Annotated in this window: 13 protein-coding genes; 5 read left to right on the top strand and 8 right to left on the bottom strand. The window is 68.9% G+C overall.

Translation table 11 applies throughout. The annotated features are described in order from the left end of the window. Window positions 1-46: 46 nt before the first annotated feature. The 3 genes from E7V67_017705 to E7V67_017715 form a co-directional block, all read right to left on the bottom strand. Window positions 47-610 carry a hypothetical protein gene (locus tag E7V67_017705; protein ID WUR11528.1) on the bottom strand — a complete coding sequence of 188 codons (564 nt, stop codon included), beginning with the start codon at window positions 608-610 and terminating at the stop codon, window positions 47-49. Between the two features lie 157 nt (window positions 611-767). Continuing rightward, entirely contained in the window at window positions 768-2,675 is a 1,908-nt protein-coding gene (gene htpG, locus E7V67_017710; GenBank protein WUR11529.1) for a molecular chaperone HtpG, read from the bottom strand. 107 nt (window positions 2,676-2,782) lie between these two features. Further along, window positions 2,783-4,228: a PLP-dependent aminotransferase family protein gene (locus E7V67_017715; GenBank protein ID WUR11530.1), complete on the bottom strand. Its 1,446-nt coding sequence runs from the start codon at window positions 4,226-4,228 to the stop codon at window positions 2,783-2,785. Between the two features lie 99 nt (window positions 4,229-4,327). Between E7V67_017715 and E7V67_017720 the strand changes: the two genes are divergently transcribed. From E7V67_017720 to E7V67_017735, 4 genes are all read left to right on the top strand, one after another. Continuing rightward, on the top strand, window positions 4,328-5,245 hold the full coding sequence (locus E7V67_017720) for a DMT family transporter (protein WUR11531.1): 918 nt from the start codon (window positions 4,328-4,330) through the stop codon (window positions 5,243-5,245). A gap of 146 nt (window positions 5,246-5,391) precedes the next feature. Next, window positions 5,392-5,853, top strand: coding sequence for a RidA family protein (locus E7V67_017725; protein ID WUR11532.1), 462 nt, complete (start codon window positions 5,392-5,394; stop codon window positions 5,851-5,853). 166 nt (window positions 5,854-6,019) lie between these two features. After that, complete coding sequence (locus E7V67_017730) at window positions 6,020-7,213, top strand: PLP-dependent aminotransferase family protein (protein WUR11533.1); 1,194 nt, start codon at window positions 6,020-6,022, stop codon at window positions 7,211-7,213. A gap of 216 nt (window positions 7,214-7,429) precedes the next feature. Further along, a complete protein-coding gene (locus tag E7V67_017735) occupies window positions 7,430-8,791 on the top strand; it encodes a diguanylate cyclase (protein ID WUR11534.1) in 1,362 nt (453 codons plus the stop codon). Between the two features lie 116 nt (window positions 8,792-8,907). Here the strand turns inward: E7V67_017735 and E7V67_017740 are convergent, their stop codons facing one another. Genes E7V67_017740 through E7V67_017750 form a run of 3 tightly spaced genes read right to left on the bottom strand, consistent with a single transcriptional unit; the run spans window position 8,908 to window position 13,692 of the window. Continuing rightward, window positions 8,908-10,479, bottom strand: a complete 1,572-nt coding sequence (locus E7V67_017740) for an FGGY-family carbohydrate kinase (GenBank protein WUR11535.1) — start codon at window positions 10,477-10,479, stop codon at window positions 8,908-8,910. Further along, on the bottom strand, window positions 10,472-12,079 hold the full coding sequence (locus E7V67_017745; protein ID WUR11536.1) for a glycerol-3-phosphate dehydrogenase/oxidase: 1,608 nt from the start codon (window positions 12,077-12,079) through the stop codon (window positions 10,472-10,474). The genes E7V67_017740 and E7V67_017745 overlap by 8 nt, the downstream gene beginning before the upstream one ends. Further along, complete coding sequence (locus E7V67_017750; GenBank protein WUR11537.1) at window positions 12,076-13,692, bottom strand: FAD-binding oxidoreductase; 1,617 nt, start codon at window positions 13,690-13,692, stop codon at window positions 12,076-12,078. Before E7V67_017750 ends, E7V67_017745 begins: the two co-directional genes overlap by 4 nt. A gap of 133 nt (window positions 13,693-13,825) precedes the next feature. Here E7V67_017750 and E7V67_017755 point away from each other — a divergent pair, with 133 nt between their 5' ends. Continuing rightward, complete coding sequence (locus E7V67_017755; protein WUR11538.1) at window positions 13,826-14,920, top strand: AraC family transcriptional regulator; 1,095 nt, start codon at window positions 13,826-13,828, stop codon at window positions 14,918-14,920. Here the strand turns inward: E7V67_017755 and E7V67_017760 are convergent. Both E7V67_017760 and E7V67_017765 read right to left on the bottom strand, forming a co-directional pair. Then, window positions 14,901-15,320 carry a hypothetical protein gene (locus E7V67_017760; GenBank protein ID WUR11539.1) on the bottom strand — a complete coding sequence of 140 codons (420 nt, stop codon included), beginning with the start codon at window positions 15,318-15,320 and terminating at the stop codon, window positions 14,901-14,903. The two genes, E7V67_017755 and E7V67_017760, sit on opposite strands and share 20 nt — an antisense overlap. Then, complete coding sequence (locus E7V67_017765; GenBank protein ID WUR11540.1) at window positions 15,317-15,850, bottom strand: SRPBCC family protein; 534 nt, start codon at window positions 15,848-15,850, stop codon at window positions 15,317-15,319. Before E7V67_017765 ends, E7V67_017760 begins: the two co-directional genes overlap by 4 nt. Window positions 15,851-16,039 lie beyond the last annotated feature (189 nt).

Genomic DNA, 16,039 nt, shown 5'->3' on the forward strand with positions numbered 1-16,039 from the left:
GTGGCGGCACATCCGGAGCGGCCACGCCCGGGCCTTGCCGCCACCGTCAGCGCCGCCACGCCTCCACCTCGTCCACTCGCGCGTCACAGTGCTCGTCCCAGCGGCGCTGCTCCGTGACGGCGACATCCATGCGCAGCACCCGCGCCATGTGCGCGGCCATTGCCTGCTTGCGTTCGGGGGTATTGTCGATCAGCGGGCGCAGGCGCCACAGCGCGTCGCCATAGGGCGCCAGTTCGGGCGCGATCGCACCCATGCAATCACCTGCGTGCACGAGCATGGCCTGGGCTGCCGCGGACTCGTCCGCGTCGCCGGCCAGGATGCCGTGCTGGGTGGCGATGACGGCATTGGCCACGGCGCGCAGCACTTTCTCGCTGTCGCCGAAATGCCGGGCGATGTGGCGTTCGAGGTCGTCGCGCACGCCGTTGGCGTTGCTGTCGATGCCGGCCAGGGTGGCGCGGCCGGCATCGCCCGGGTCGGGCGGCAGTTCGATGGCCGGCGCCGCGGCGCGCAGGCGCGCGGCCTGGGCCGGCACGAGGCCGTGCCAGCTGGCGGCAAGCAAACCCAGCGCCAGGCAGCCGGCGGCCAGCTGGCGGATGCGGACGGTAGTCATGGCGCTCCCCTGTGACGTAGGAAGGCCAGCATACCGCCCGGAAATAACGGCAAGATTACTACAGATCAATGCGCCGCCGAGCTCCGACCAAAACACAACGGCCCGGCCGCTTGCGCGACCGGGCCGTCATCAGGCTGCGGAAGAGCTCAATGCAGGATTACTTCAGCAGCATCTCGTTGACGCGCTTGACGAACGCCGCCGGGTCGGTCAGGGTGCCGCCTTCGGCCAGCAGGGCCTGGTCGAACAGGATGTGCGTCCAGTCGGCGAACTTGCCGTCTTCCGCGTTCTCGTATTTCAGGCGGGTGACCAGCGGGTGGTTCGGGTTGATCTCCAGGATGGGCTTCGATTCCGGTGCGTTCTGGCCGGCCGCCTTCAGCATGCGCAGCAGGTTGCCGGACAGTTCGTGCTCGTCCGCCACCAGGCAGGCCGGCGAGTCGGTCAGGCGGAACGTGACGCGCACGTCCTTGGCCTTCTCGCCCAGCGTTTCCTTCATCTTCGCCACGAGATCCTTGTACTGGTTCTCGGTTTCCTCGTGCTCCTTCTTCTCGGCCTCGTCTTCCAGCTTGCCCAGGTCCAGGCCGCCCTTGGCGACGGAGACCAGTTCCTTGCCGTCGAATTCGGTCAGGAACGACAGCATCCACTCGTCCACGCGGTCCGTCAGCAGCAGCACCTCGACGCCCTTCTTGCGGAAGATCTCCAGGTGCGGGCTGTTCTTGGCGGCCGTGTAGCTGTCGGCGGTCACGTAGTAGATCTTCTCCTGGCCTTCCTTCATGCGGCCCACGTAGTCGGCCAGCGCTACCGTCTGGTCGGCCGAGTCGGCGTTGGTCGAGGCGAAGCGCAGCAGCTTGGCCAGGCGGTCCTTGTTCGCCATGTCCTCGCCGATGCCTTCCTTCAGCACCTGGCCGAACTCGGTCCAGAACGTGGCGTACTTGTCCTTCTTGTCCTGCTCCTCGGCGTTGGCCAGTTCCTCCAGCATGCCGATGACGCGCTTGGTCGAGCCTTCGCGGATGGCCTTGACGTCACGCGACTCCTGCAGGATCTCGCGCGACACGTTCAGCGGCAGGTCGGCCGAGTCGATCACGCCCTTCACGAAGCGCAGGTAGGTCGGCATCAGCTGCTCGGCGTCGTCCATGATGAAGACGCGCTTGACGTACAGCTTCAGGCCGCCGCGCTTGTTGCGGTCCCACAGGTCGAACGGCGCCTTGGCCGGGACGTACAGCAGCTGCGTGTATTCGCTGCGGCCCTCGACGCGGTTGTGCGTGTAGGTCAGCGGCGCGGCGAAGTCGTGCGAGACGTGCTTGTAGAACTCCTCGTACTGTTCCGGCGTGATCTCGCTCTTCGCGCGCGCCCACAATGCGCTGGCCTGGTTGATGGTTTCCAGTTCCTCCTTGGTCACCATCTCCTTCTTCTCTTCGTCCCACTCCTCTTTCGCCATCTGGATCGGCAGCGAGATGTGGTCGGAATACTTGCGGATGATCGATTTCAGCTTCCAGGCCGACAACAGTTCGTCCTCGCCTTCGCGCAGGTGCAGGATGATGCTGGTGCCGCGGTCGGTCTTCTGGATGGCCTCGACGCTGTAGTCGCCCTCGCCGGTCGATTCCCAGCGCACGGCGTCCGCCGGCTGCAGGCCGGCCCGGCGCGTCTCGACGGTGATCTTGTCGGCCACGATGAAGCCGGAGTAGAAGCCCACACCGAACTGGCCGATCAGCGCGGCGTCCTTCTGCTGGTCGCCGGACAGCTTGCCGAAGAATTCCTTGGTGCCGGACTTGGCGATGGTGCCGAGGTGCGAGATGACCTCGTCGCGGCTCATGCCGATGCCGTTGTCCGAAATGGTGATGGTGCGGGCGGCCTTGTCGAAGCTGACCTTGATCTTCAGCTCGTGGTCGTTGCCGTACAGGGCGTCGTTGTTGATCGCCTCGAAGCGCAGCTTGTCGGCGGCGTCGGATGCGTTGGAGATCAGCTCGCGGAGAAAAATTTCCTTGTTCGAGTACAGCGAGTGGATCATCAGCTGCAGGAGTTGCTTCACTTCCGCCTGGAAGCCCAAAGTTTCTTTGTTATCGGCCATTTCTACCTCAAGTATATTGTTGAGCAGGGTTTCAGGGATTGCCGGAATATCGGGTTGTCATTCTATCTTTCAAGAGTGGTTCGGCAAAATTTCGTAGACCCGAGGGGTCAGCCCAGCTCCCGCTCGAGGAAGCGCCACACCGCCGCGTCCTGCATGGCCGCGATGTTCAGGCGCATGAAGCGCGACGGCAGCTGGCTGGGCGAGAACAGGCTGCCCGGCGCCAGCAGCAGGCCCGCCGCCATCGCGCGCTCGGCCAGCACATTGGTGTCGCGCCCCGCATCGGCCCAGACGAACATGCCGGCCGGCGGCGCCAGGTCGATCGCCAGGCCCAGGCGCTCGAGCTGGCGCACCGTGCGGGCGCGCAGCCCGTCCAGCCGCGCACGCATGCGCTCGGCGTGCTTGCGGTAGCTGCCCTCGCACAGGATGCGGTGCACCACCCGCTCGCCGATATCGGACGTGGTCAGCGTCTGCAGCATCTTGCGGTCGGCCAGCCGCCGCGCCACCTCCGGCGCCGCGGCGATGAAGCCCACGCGCAGATTGGCCGCCATCGTCTTCGAGAAGCCGGACAGGTAGATCACGTGCTTGAGCTGGTCCAACGCCGCCAGCCGCGTGGCCGGTTGCACGGCGGGGCCCGGGTGCAGGTCGCAGTAGATGTCGTCCTCGACCAGCGTGATGCCGTGCCGCTCGGCGATGCGCAGCACCTGGAACGCCTTGGCGGCGGACAGCGACGTCGACGTCGGGTTGTGCAGTACTGAATTGATCACGTACAGCCTGGGCTGGTGCAGCGCCGCCAGCTCCTCCAGGCGCGCCAGGTCGGGCCCGTCCGCCAGGCGCGGCACGCCGACCACGCGCGCGCCCAACGCCGCGAACGAGGCGAACATCAGGAACCAGGCCGGATCGTCGACCAGGATGGTGTCGCCGGGGCGGGTGAACTCGCGCGCCACCATGTCCAGCGCCTGCGTCACGCCGGCCGTCGTCACGATCTGCTCCGGCGCGGCGGCGATCTCCACTTCCGCCAGCTTGAGCTGCAACTGCTGGCGCAGCGGCAGGAAACCCTGCGGCACGCCGTAGTTCAGCAGGATGTCATCCTGGCGCCGCGTAACGTGGCGCAGCGCGCCCGCGACGGCGGCCGCGTCCAGCCACTCGGCCGGCAGCACGCCCGTGCCGGGCATCTGCTGGTGCGGCAGCTGGCGGAACATATTGCGCACCAGCCAGGCCACGTCCAGGCCCTGCTCGGCCGGCTCGACGGCAGCCGGCGCCGCGGCGGGCACCGTGCCGGGGCGGGTGCGAACGAAGAAGCCGGCGCCGCGGCGCGATTCCAGGTAGCCGCGCGCGACCAGCTTGTCGTAGGCGGCGACGACGGTAAAGGCGGATACGCCATGCGCCGCCGCGAATGCGCGGATCGACGGCATGCGCCCACCGGGCCGCAGCAGCCGCTCCTCGATGCGGGCGGCAACGGTGCGCACGATCTGGTCCGTCAGCGATTCGCCGGCGTCCCGGTCCAGCAGGCTGGCAGGGAGCGCAGGGACGGTGGGGAGCCGTGTATTGGTCATGCGTCCATTACAGTTATTGATGTGAGCAGGGCAAGTGTATAGGCACTGTACTGGCCAGAAGTTCTACGATACTCCTGTCCACACTCCAGCGCCAGTCCCATGCAAACCTTGTCCACCACATCGTCCCGCGTCAGCCCGGAAACCGCCGGCATGCTGCTCGGCCTGCTGGGCGTCGCCATCTTCAGCCTGACCTTGCCGTTCACGCGGCTGGCCGTGGCCGATCTCGACCCCACTTTCGCCGCGATGGCACGTGCGGTCGTGGCCGCGCTGCTTGCCGCAGGCTGGCTGCGCTGGCAGCGCGCCCCGCTGCCGCCACGGGCCGCGCTGCCGGGCCTGGCCGCCGTGGCGGCCGGCTGCGTGATCGGCTTTCCCCTGCTGACGTCCATGGCGATGCGTACCCTGCCCGCCGCGCACGGCGCCGTGCTGGTCGGCATCCTGCCGCTGGCGACCGCCCTGTTTGCCGCGCTGCGCGGCCATGAGCGACCGTCGCCGGCGTTCTGGGCCAGCGCGCTGCTGGGTTCCAGCCTGGTGGTCGGCTTCGCGCTGCGCCAGAGCGGCGGCAGCCTGCACGCGGCCGACCTGGCGCTGTTCGCCGCCGTGCTGGCCGCCGCTTTCGGTTACGCCGAGGGCGGCCGCCTGGCGCAGACGCTGGGCGGCCAGCAGGTGATCAGCTGGGCCCTGCTGCTGGCGCTGCCCGTCGCGCTGCCGCTGACCTTGTGGCAGGCATGGGACGCCGGCGCGGCACTGGCCGCCGCGCGGCTGCCGGCCTGGCTGGGCTTCGGCTACACCTGCGTATTTTCGATGTTCCTCGGCTTCTTCTTCTGGTATCGCGGCATGGCGCTGGGCGGCGTGGCGCGGGTCGGCCAGGTGCAGCTGGTGCAGCCGTTCCTGACCCTGCTGGGCGCCGCGCTGGTGCTGGGCGAACCGCTGCGGGCGGCGCATGTGGCGTTCGCCCTGGCGGTGATCGCGGTGGTAGCGGTCGGACGCCGTACCGCCGTGCGCCGGCGGCTGTCGTAGGCCCCTGTCGTAAGCCCGTTCACTGCCATTTTTTGCTGGCGCAACGCCGAAATCCCGCAGTTAATTCGGTGGCAAGATGTGGGCACCGCTGCCGCCAGGTCGTACAATATCGGTCTTTGAAACAGCAACTTACCTTGAGATCAGTCATGTCCGTCTACGAAAAACTGAAGTCGCTCGATATCACGCTGGCGCCGCCCGCCGCCCCCGTCGCCGCTTACGTGATGTGGGTCCGCACCGGCAACCTGGTGTTCATCTCCGGCCACATCGCCAAGAAGCCGGACGGCAGCATCTGGGCCGGCCAGCTGGGCAAGGACATCGAAACGACCGAGGGTCAGCAGGCCGCGCGCGCCATCGCGATCGACCTGATGGGCACCCTGCAGGAAGCGTGCGGCGGCGACCTGAACAACGTCAAACGCATCGTCAAGGTCATGAGCCTGGTCAATTCCACGCCCGACTACACCGACCAGCACCTGGTCACGAACGGCTGCTCGGAGCTGCTGGGCGAAGTGTTCGGCGAAGCCGGCAAGCATGCCCGCTCCGCCTTCGGCGTGGCCCAGATCCCACGCGGCGCCTGCGTCGAGATCGAACTGATCGCGGAAGTTGTTTAACCTGGTCGTTCAACCTGTTAGCGGTCGGTGCCTGACCCGGCGCCGCCCGACCCGAGGCCGCCGCGCCATGCGCCGCATCCGCCATGCCACGGCGGCCTCCCGATAGTCGCCACAAGCGCGCTCGTTCCAGCCGGGCCAGCCCCGCAAATTTCTCTGAGAGAGACGTATGAAAATCGAAAACCCCAACCCGATCCAGTGGCGCTTTTCCGAGCGTGCCGCCCAGCTGCAAAGCTCCTTCATCCGCGAGATCCTGAAGATCACGCAGCAGCCCGAGATCATCTCGTTCGCGGGTGGCCTGCCGTCGCCGGCGACCTTCCCGGTCGACGTGATGAAGGCCGCCTACGACAAGGTGCTGTCCACCACCGGCAAGACCGCGCTGCAGTACGGCCCGACCGACGGCTACATGCCGCTGCGCCAGTGGATCGCCGACTCGCTGTCGGTGAACGGCGCCAGGATCGTGCCGGAGCAGGTGCTGATGGTATCGGGCTCGCAGCAGGCGCTGGACCTCTTGGGCAAGGTACTGATCGACGAAGGCAGCCGCGTGCTGGTCGAGACGCCGAGCTACCTGGGCGCGCTGCAGGCGTTTTCCGTCTACCGTCCTGAATTCAAGTCGGTGCAGACCGACGAGCACGGCCTGGTGCCCTCGTCGCTGGCGCCGGTCGCCGAAGGCGCGCGCCTGCTGTACGCGCTGCCGAACTTCCAGAACCCGACCGGCCGCACCCTGTCGGTCGAACGCCGCCTGGAACTGGTCGAGACCTGCGCCCGCCTGGGCCTGCCGCTGATCGAGGACGATCCCTACGGCGCGCTGTCGTACAAGGGCGAGCCGCTGCCGAAGATGGTGGCGATGAACCCGGAAGGCGTGATCTACATGGGCTCCTTCTCGAAAGTGCTGACGCCGGGCATCCGCCTGGGCTACGTGGTCGCGCCGCTGCCGCTGGTGCGCCGCCTGGAGCTGGCCAAGCAGGCCGCCGACCTGCACACCGCGCAGCTGACGCAGATGGTGGTGCACGAAGTGGTCAAGGACGGCTTCCTGGACCAGCACATCCCGACCATCCGCGACCTGTACGGCAACCAGTGCCAGGTGATGCTGGACGCGATGGCCGAGCACTTCCCCGCCAGCGCCACCTGGACCAAGCCGGAAGGCGGCATGTTCATCTGGGTCACGCTGCCCAAGCACATCAACGCGATGGAGCTGCTGGACGAGGCGATCAAGGAAAAGGTCGCGTTCGTGCCGGGCGCGCCGTTCTACGCCAACGAGCCGGAAACCAACACGCTGCGCTTGTCCTTCGTGACGGTGCCGCCGGAGCGCATCCGCCAGGGCATCGCGATCCTGGGCAAGCTGATCGCCGCGCGCCTGTAATTTCGCGCTTCGCTTCGCTCGAACCCTCCCGGCCTGGCGGCCCGGAGGGTTTTTTCATTTTGGCGACGATGAAACCGATGTTACTTTGAAGTCAACGACATATACTCAACAGTCACATGAACCGTCTTATTTGCGCGAATCGGCCATGGTTTTCTCCAATTATTTGTTGCTTGAAGGTATTATCTGGACAGATAGATTACCTTGGATGAAAGCCCGATGACGCCAGGCAGCACCGGTCTCTCCGCGCGCCGCGATGCCGCGGTCCTGATTGTCGACGACGCCCCGGACAGCCTGTCCGCGCTGCGCACGCAGATGGTCGAGCAGGGTTACCAGACCTTTGTCGCCAGCTCGGGCGAGCGGGCGCTGGAGCTGGCGCGGCGCGTGCATCCCGACCTGATCCTGCTCGACATCGTCATGCCCGGCATGGACGGCTTCGAGACCTGCCGCCAGCTGAAAGCGCATCCGGTGACCCAGCGCATTCCCGTCATCTTCATGAGCGCGCGCACGGCGACGGACGACGTGGTGGCCGGCTTCGACCTGGGCGCGGTGGACTATATCGGCAAGCCGCTGCGCATGCCGGAAGTGTGCGCGCGGGTGCGCACGCAGCTGTCGATCCGCGCCAGCGCCGAGACCCAGCACGAACAGGCCGAGCGCCTGCGCACGATCGTCAACAACATGGCCGAAGGCCTGTTGATCATCGAGGCGAACGGCCGCATCCAGTTCACCAACCCGGCCTGCGACCAGTACCTGGGCTATGGGCCGGAGGAGCTGGCCGGCCGCTATATCTCCGACCTGCTCAATCCCCTGGTGGCGCACGAGTACCTGGAGTATTTCTCGCGCTACGCGGCCAATCCGGAGACGGCGCACAGCCACGGCACGCGCGAAGTCATCATCCGCCACAAGCTGGGCAAATCGGTCTGCATGGACCTGACCCTGACGCCGATGTTCCTGCGCCAGCCGCTGTTCATTGGGCTCTTGCACGACATCACGCACCACAAGCTTTCCGAGGATGCGCTGCAGCGCGCCGCCATGGTGGACCCGCTGACGAAGATCGCCAACCGCCGCCACTTCGACAGCTTCCTGGAAAAGGAGTGGCAGCGCGCCACCCGCACCGGCGCGCCGCTGTCGCTGGTGGTATTGGACGTCGACCACTTCAAGCTGTACAACGATACGCTGGGCCACGCCGCCGGCGACGTCTGCCTGCAACAGGTGGCGCAGGCCATCGCCGCGCATGCACTGCGCGGCACCGACCTGGCGGCACGCTACGGCGGCGAGGAATTCGTGCTGCTGTTCGCGGAGACCGACGCCAACGCGGCCGCCGCGCTGGCCGAATCCGTGCGCGCGCACATCGAGACGTTGCAGCTGCCGCACCCGCGCTCGCCGACCTCGCCCTGGATCACGGTCAGCATCGGCGTGGCGACGATGACGCCGCGGCAGAACGACCGCATCGAGTCGCTGTTCGTGGCGGCGGACCGGGCGATGTATGCGGCCAAGGAGGAAGGGCGCAACCGGGTGCGGATAAACGCTGGGCTGCCCAGCGGCGCATCAGGCTTGGGGTCTGTCCCTGCAAGGGACTGACCCCGGTTTTCATCGTAACGCATGCGCCGCCGATAGAAACCAGGGTCAGTCCCGAAGGGACAGACCCTAAACCTGATGAGGCAAGGGCTGCTCAAGCAAACTTCAGGGTCAGTTCACTAGCGCCGCGGATAGTCGGTGATCTCGGCGATCTGCTCGTACAACGGCCGCAGCTGCCGGTACATCTTCAAATACACGCGCCGGTACAGCTGGTCATAGACGCGCGCATTGGCCGCGATCGGCTGGAACTCGCGGCCCGGGCGCGTCATCGCCGCGATCGCCGTGGCGAAGTCCGGCTGCAAGCCGATCCCCACCGCCGCCGCGATGGCCGCGCCCAGGCCTGAGGTCTCGTACACGTGCGCGCGCGCGGCCGGCAAGCCGAAGATGTCGGCGGTCAGCTGCATCGCCGCGTCGCTCTGCGAGCCGCCGCCGGCCACGCGCAGCTGCGTGATCGGCGTGCCGCTGCGCCGCTCGATCCGTTCCCTGCCCTCGCGCAGCGCATACGCCAGCCCTTCCAGGATCGCCCGGTACATGTGCGCGCGCGTGTGCACGTCGCCGAAGCCGATCATCGCGCCCTTCGCTTCCGGTCCCGGGATGCGCACGCCCGGGCTCCAGTAGGGCTGCAGCATCAGCCCCATCGAGCCGGGCGGCACGGCGTTGACCAGGTCGTCGAACAGCACTTCCGGCGCTGTGCCGCTTTCCGTCGCCAGCGCCTGCTCGCGGTCGCCGAACTGCTCCTTGAACCAGTTGACCATCCAGAAACCGCGGAAGATCTGCACCTCGGTGCTGTAAGCGCCCGGGATCGCGGCCGGGTATGGCGGAATGAACGGCGTCACCTCGACGTACTTCGTCCCCGTCGTGTTGATGGTGGCCGTGGTGCCGTAGCTGAGGCAGCCGATGTGCGGCGCCAGACAGCCGGCGCCGATCACTTCGCAGGCCTTGTCCGCCGCCGCCGCGATCACCGGCAACCCGGCCGGAATGCCGGTCAGTTGCGCCGCAGCGCCGGTGATCACGCCGATCGGCGTGCCCGGCGCCACCAGCTCCGGCAGCATGTCCGGCCGCAGCGCCAGCGCCTGCCACTTCCAGTCGCGCGCGCCGGCCCAGCGGTGGCGCTTGTAGTCGAACGGCACGTAGGCCACCTGCGAACCAGTCGAATCGGCATATTTTCCCGTCAGGCAGAAGTTCAGGTAGCCGGACAGCAGCAGGAACTTGTGGGTCTTCTGCCAAACGTCCGGCTGGTGCGCGGCGATCCAGTTGATCTCCGCCTCGCGCTGGAAGTAGGTCAGCGTGTTGTCCACGCGCGCCAGCCGGAACGCGGTGCGCCACAGCGCGCCCACGCGCGGCACGCTGTCGGTGCGCCGCTGGTCCAGCCACGTGATGGCCGGCCGCAGCGGGCGGCCGTCGGCATCGACGTTGACGACGGTGCCGCGCTGGGTGGTCACGGCCACGGCCGCGATCTGGCTGCGCAGCGCCGGCTGCTCGGCCCACAGCCGCTGGCAGGCCGCGCACACGGCCTGCCAGTAGCCCTCGGCCTTGTGCTCGGCCCAGCCGGGGTGGTCGGAATAATAGGCCTGCAGGTGCACCTGGGCCTTGGCGACCAGGTTGCCGCGCAGGTCGAACACCAGCGCGCGCACGCTCTGGGTGCCGTTGTCGATCGACAGCAGAAGGGGAGACGAATGCGGTTCAAGCATAGGCGGCGGCATCCGTGGCGGCGGCCGGCAGGCCGTAGTGGCGTTCGCACAAGGCCAGGTAGGCGGCAACCTCCGCGTTCCAGCGGGCGTCCTTCCAGCCCAGCTCCGGCTGGCAGATGGCGCGTACGCGCTCGAGCAGGTGGCGCCCGCCGCCGCGCGTCAGGATGCCGATGCGGGTGCGCCGCAAGAGCAGGTCGTCCAGGCGCTGCACGGCCTCGTGGCGCGCGGCCCAGCGCAGCTCGGCCCAAGGGGTCTGCGTGCCCGGCACCAGCGTCAACTCGCCCTCCCGCGCCGCCTCGATCAGTGCCGCCGCGTCGCGGCCATGGCGCCCCGCCAGCCGGTGCGCCTGGCCGGGCGGCAGCCGGCGGTCGTAGGGCCGCGGCACTTCAGCCAGGATCGGCACCGGCTCCAGGCTGTCCTGCCAGCCGGGCAGCAGCGGCTGCACGGCGCGCAGCGCGTCCAGCGCGATCACGCGGAACGTCGTCAGCTTGCCGCCGGTGACCGTCAGCAGGCCGTCCTCCAGCCACAGCGCGTGGTCGCGTGCCTCCTTCGACGGGTCGGCCTGTCCCGAGTCGATGACGGGGCGCACGCCGGCGAACGTGGCGATGACGTCGTCCACGCCCAGCTCCAGCGCGGGGAACTGGCAGCGCAATGCGGCCAGCAGGTAGCCCAGCTCCTGCGGCGTGATGGCGGCCTCGCGCGCCAGGTCGTCGCCATGGTCGATGTCGGTGGTACCGACCAGGGTGGCGCCCTCCCACGGGAACGCGAACACCGGGCGGCCATCCTGCGGGTGCATCAGGCTGACCGCCTGCGCCAGCGGCAGGCGCCAGGCCGGCAGCACCAGGTGGCTGCCGCGCAGGGGACGCAGGCGCATGCCGCCGGCCGCCGCGCGCAGGCCGTCGGCCCACGCACCGGTGGCGCTGATCGTCACCCGCGCCGCCACCCGGTGCGTGGTGCCGTCCAGCGCATCGCGCAGCTGAGCGCCGGTGACGTGGCCGCCGGCGCGCAGCAAGCGCTCCACGCCCAGGTAGTTGACGGCCACGCCGCCATACGAGCGGGCTTCCTGCAGCACGCGCAGTACCAGGCGCGCGTCGTCGGTCTTGGCATCGGTATAGCACATGCCACCCTGCAGCCCGGCCGTGTCCGCATTCGGCACCAGCGCCAGGAATTCGTCGCGGCCGACGTAGTGGCGGGCGCGCTGGCCCGCCATGCGGTCGTAGATCGCAAGTCCCAGCAGGAACGCGTGGCGGCCCGGCTTGCGTCCCGCGTAATCGCCGAAGGCGAAGCTTTGCGGCTCCACCAGCCCGGCCGCGTCGCGCAGCAGGGCTTCGCGCTCGCGCACCGATTCGCGCGTCAGGGCGAAGCGGCCTTCCTTCAGGTAACGCAGGCCGCCATGCACCAGCTTCGAGGAACGACTCGACGTGCCCCAGGCGAAGTCGCGCTGCTCGACCAGCAAGGCCTTCAGGCCGCGCCGCGCCGCCTCCAGCAGGATGCCGGCGCCGCTGATGCCGCCGCCCACGACCAGCACGTCCCATGGCCGCGCCAGCAGCTGGGCCAGGCCGGCGCGGCCGCCCGGCTGCCAGTGGCTGGCGGCCGTCATGCCGGCTCCGTCACGAGCTTGCCGGGATTGAGCATGCCATCCGGGTCGAAATGGCGCAGCATGGCGCGAATCGCGGCCAGTCCCTCGGCACCCTTCTCGGCCGCCAGGTAGGGCGCATGGTCGGTGCCGACGCCGTGCTGGTGGCTGATGGTGCCGCCATTGGCGACGATCGCGGCGCTGACGGCGCCCTTCAATGCGCGCCAGCGCGCCATGTCGGTGTCGAAGTCGCCCGCCAGCCGGTAGACGAAGGTGCTGTACACGCTGGCTCCCTGGGCGTACAGGTGCGACAGGTGCGTGTAGGCGTGCACCGCCTCGCCGCAGCCGGCCAGCGCCTGCGCGGCCGCCGCTTCGACGGCCTGCATCGTCGCCGTCACGCGCGGCCAGTCCACCGCCGTTTCCACCGTATCGATGGCGTAGCCGTGCTGCCAGGCCGCGTTGCGCAGGTAGACGTTGCGAAAGCGCCCCTGGCGCCACTTGTCGCCCAGCATGCGGCCGACGTGGCGGCCACGCTGCCCGCGGCAGGTCGCCAGCGCCGCCGCCAACGCCGAACGAGCCTGCGCGCGGGTGCCGCTGACGCCGATCAGCAGCATGCACTTGCCATCGCCGCAGCCTCGCACGCGCAGCCAGCGTTCCAGCAAGCCGACCAGGCGGCGGTGCCCGGCCAGCGCCAGCATCGTCACGGTCTCGGTGGGATTGGACAGGCGCAGCAGCGACAGGCCGGCGCGGGCCTGCGCCAGCGCACGGGCGGCCGCGATGCCCTCCTCCCAGCCCGGAAAAAACACCGCGTGGAAGGCTTCGTATTGCGGCGCCGGCGAGACCCGCACGGTCGCTTCGGTCACGATGCCGAGCCGGCCCTCGGAACCCAGCACGATCTCGCGCAGGTCGGTGCCGGCGGCCGATGCCGGGAAGGCCGGGATCTGCAGCGTGCCGCGCGGGGTTTCGACGGTGCCGCCGGCGAACAGCTGCTCGATGCGGCCGTAGCGCAGCGACTGCTGGCCGGAGGAGCGCGTGGCGATCCAGCCGCCCAGCGTGGAATACTCGAACGACTGCGGATAATGACCCAGCACGCAGCCGTGCGCGCGCAGCTGCGCTTCCAGGTCGGGGCCGAACACGCCGGCGCCGAAGGTGGCCAGTTGCGCCTCGCGGTCCAGGTGGACAAGATGCGCCAGGCGCGCCAGCGAAACCGTCAGCACGGGGCGTGCGGCCGGCTGCGCCGTCACGTGGCCGGCCACGCTGGTGCCGCCGCCGTAGGCGATGACGGTGACGCGCTGGGCCCGCGCCCAGTCCAGCAGGGCACGCACGTCCGCCCCGCTCTCCGGGAAGGCGACGCCGTCCGGCGCCGTGCCGATGCAGCCGTAGCGCAGGCGCAGCCAGTCGGGCAGGCTCTGGCCCAGCGCGTGGCGCACCCGCGTGGGCGCGTCCGTGTGCAGCGCGACACCGGCGGGCGGTTGCAGGCCAGCCAGGCGCGATGGCGCGAGGCTCGCGCAGGCGGCGTCGAAGGGCGCGTCCGCGAAGGGCGTTCCCGCCCCGATCCGGTCCGCCAGGAAGGCCAGCGCCCCCTCGTGCAGCGGATATGCGACGCTTTCGTCGCCCCAGCCATTCCACCTGCGCATTTCGTCGTCTCCCTGTCACGTACGGGCGCTATACTCGGCAACGCCCCTGTTATTGTCGATCTGTCGGCGATCGCCAGTCCGATCGCCCAGGATCGCAGATTACGTCCACCGTCCTTGCCGGTCTTGCGCTTTCATGACAACTGCATTGCTCGATCATGCCATCGTTTCCCCGGTCCGTCCGGCCGGTGCCGGCCGGGTGGCCGGTTCCTACCTGCAGCCGCTGCTGGAGGCGGCCGCCGCGCGTGGCGTCGGCGCCACGGACCTGGCCCTTGCCGCCGGCCTGGCGGCGGACGCCCTCGATCCACTGCCCGCCCAGCTGTCCGCCAGCGAATACGTGCGCCTGCTCGACGTGGGCGCGATGCTGGCGGCCGACCCGCACTTCGGCCTGCACGTGGGCGAGCGGGTCAAGGTGGGCACGTTTTCCGCCTACGGCCTGATCCTGCTCAGTTGCCGCGATTTCGGCCAGGCGTTCGAGCAGACCATCCGCTACGAGGCGCTGGCGCACGACCTGGGCCGCTCCAGCCTGACGGTGCAGGGCAAGCTGGCCGCCTACAGCTGGCACAGCCGCTTCCCCAGCCGCCATCGCCACCTGGCCGACAGCGTGTTTGCCGGCGTGCGCGTGTTCGGCAACTGGCTCGCGGGCGCCAGCCTGCCGGCGCCGCAGCTGTCGCTGACCCACGATGGCGGCGACCCGGCCGGCCACGACGAATACCGCCGCGTGTTCGGCAGCCTGCCCCGCTTCGGCGCGCCGGCCAACGTGGCCCACTTCGATGCGGCGCTGCTGGCCTGCCCGGTGCCGAACGCGGATGTGACCTTGTACCCGGTCCTGCAACGGCACGTGGAGCAGCTCCTGCGCCAGCGCGGCGAGGAGCCGGACGTGGTGGCGCGCGTCTACGACACCATCGTCGCCGGCCTGCCGCACGGCCAGGCGCGCCTGGCCAGCGTGGCGTGCCAGCTGCAGCTGACGCCGCGCACCCTGCAACGCAAGCTGGCCGAAGCCGGCACCAGCTACCAGCGCCTGCTGGACGAAGCCCGCTTCGCCCTGGCGCGCGACTACCTCGCCCGCCCCGGCCTGTCGCTGCTGGACATCACCTTCCTGCTCGGCTACCAGGAGCAGAGCGCGTTCAACCACGCGTTCCGCGAATGGGCCGGCGTCAACCCGGGCGCCTGGCGCGAACGCTGCGGCGCGGACACTTCGGCGACGCCGCTCAGATCCAGTCGCCCGTGACGCGCACCAGCGGCCCGACGCAGGCGCGCCGGTCCGGCGCCTGGCACATCAGGAACTGGTTGCCGGACGGGTGGAACAGGATGAAGGTATTGATGGTATGGCCTGGCTTGGTGACCTGGCCCGTGCAATCGGGCTTGCCGTTGTCCTTGACGATGCGGTTGACGGTGCGATAGAAGCCGTTGGCGTCCGGCCGGGCGGCGATCTCGAAGGTGGTCTCGGCCACCTCGGCGGCACTGGTGACCAGCGCCGTGCCGTCGGTGCGGATGCGATAGGTTTCGGTGCAGGCCGTCTCGGGCACCTCCAGGCGCCAGATGCCGATGATGGGATGGTCGGCCGCCAGCGGGGCGGCCTGGGCGCCGGCGGCGGCCAGCGCGAGCAAGAACGGTATCGATGATTTCATGGCTTTCCTTCCGCCGCGGCCTTCAGCTGGCGCAGCCCCTGCTCGAAATCCGCGCCGATCATCTCGTCCATGCTGACGAACAGTCCGACCAGCTTCGTGATGAACGGCGCGGGGCCGGACATGGTCCAGACCACATGCGTGCTTGTGCCCTGCGGCGACAGCTCGAACACGGTGCGGTTGCGCGCGGCGAACGGCTTGACGAAGTCGAGCTGGATGACGATGCGCTCTGGCGACTGGTCCTCGACGATCTCCATGCGGCCCTCGCCCACGTCGTCGTTGCCGGCCCAGGCATACACGGCGCCCTGCCCGCGCGGCGGGCCGGAGAACGTGCGGCGCATCGCGGGGTCCAGGCGCTCCCACGGCGACCAGACGGTCCACTGATGGAAGTCGTTCAGGTAGCCGGCCACGCGCGCGGGCGGCGCGGCGATGTCGATCTCGCGGCGCACCTCAAACGAGTCCGGGCGCATCAGGGCCAGGGCGACGATCGTGGTGGCGATGACTACCAGGCCGAGCAGGATTTTTTTCAGCATGTGAGCTCCCCTAGGTTTCCAGGCTTGGGGTCTGTCCCTTCGGGACTGACCCCGGTTTTCATCCGCTGCGGAGGAAAACCGGGGACAGTCCCAGAGGGACAGTCCCCAAGCATTGAAAGTCAGCGTGACACCGGCAAACTTCCACCCCTGGGGACAGGCACCGATCTGCGGGTCGCCGACCCGCAGATC

Origin of the sequence: [Empedobacter] haloabium (assembly GCA_008011715.2) — a bacterium.
GTDB classification, from domain to species: Bacteria; Pseudomonadota; Gammaproteobacteria; order Burkholderiales; family Burkholderiaceae_D; genus Rugamonas; species Rugamonas haloabia.

What these genes read in the sequence shown, in the direction of transcription:
- E7V67_017705 (WUR11528.1), bottom strand. Translation starts at nt 610, where the DNA reads ATGACTACCGTCCGCATCCGCCAGCTGGCCGCCGGCTGCCTGGCGCTG.
- htpG (WUR11529.1), bottom strand. Translation starts at nt 2,675, where the DNA reads ATGGCCGATAACAAAGAAACTTTGGGCTTCCAGGCGGAAGTGAAGCAA.
- E7V67_017715 (WUR11530.1), bottom strand. Translation starts at nt 4,228, where the DNA reads ATGACCAATACACGGCTCCCCACCGTCCCTGCGCTCCCTGCCAGCCTG.
- E7V67_017720 (WUR11531.1), top strand. Translation starts at nt 4,328, where the DNA reads ATGCAAACCTTGTCCACCACATCGTCCCGCGTCAGCCCGGAAACCGCC.
- E7V67_017725 (WUR11532.1), top strand. Translation starts at nt 5,392, where the DNA reads ATGTCCGTCTACGAAAAACTGAAGTCGCTCGATATCACGCTGGCGCCG.
- E7V67_017730 (WUR11533.1), top strand. Translation starts at nt 6,020, where the DNA reads ATGAAAATCGAAAACCCCAACCCGATCCAGTGGCGCTTTTCCGAGCGT.
- E7V67_017735 (WUR11534.1), top strand. Translation starts at nt 7,430, where the DNA reads ATGACGCCAGGCAGCACCGGTCTCTCCGCGCGCCGCGATGCCGCGGTC.
- E7V67_017740 (WUR11535.1), bottom strand. Translation starts at nt 10,479, where the DNA reads ATGCTTGAACCGCATTCGTCTCCCCTTCTGCTGTCGATCGACAACGGC.
- E7V67_017745 (WUR11536.1), bottom strand. Translation starts at nt 12,079, where the DNA reads ATGACGGCCGCCAGCCACTGGCAGCCGGGCGGCCGCGCCGGCCTGGCC.
- E7V67_017750 (WUR11537.1), bottom strand. Translation starts at nt 13,692, where the DNA reads ATGCGCAGGTGGAATGGCTGGGGCGACGAAAGCGTCGCATATCCGCTG.
- E7V67_017755 (WUR11538.1), top strand. Translation starts at nt 13,826, where the DNA reads ATGACAACTGCATTGCTCGATCATGCCATCGTTTCCCCGGTCCGTCCG.
- E7V67_017760 (WUR11539.1), bottom strand. Translation starts at nt 15,320, where the DNA reads ATGAAATCATCGATACCGTTCTTGCTCGCGCTGGCCGCCGCCGGCGCC.
- E7V67_017765 (WUR11540.1), bottom strand. Translation starts at nt 15,850, where the DNA reads ATGCTGAAAAAAATCCTGCTCGGCCTGGTAGTCATCGCCACCACGATC.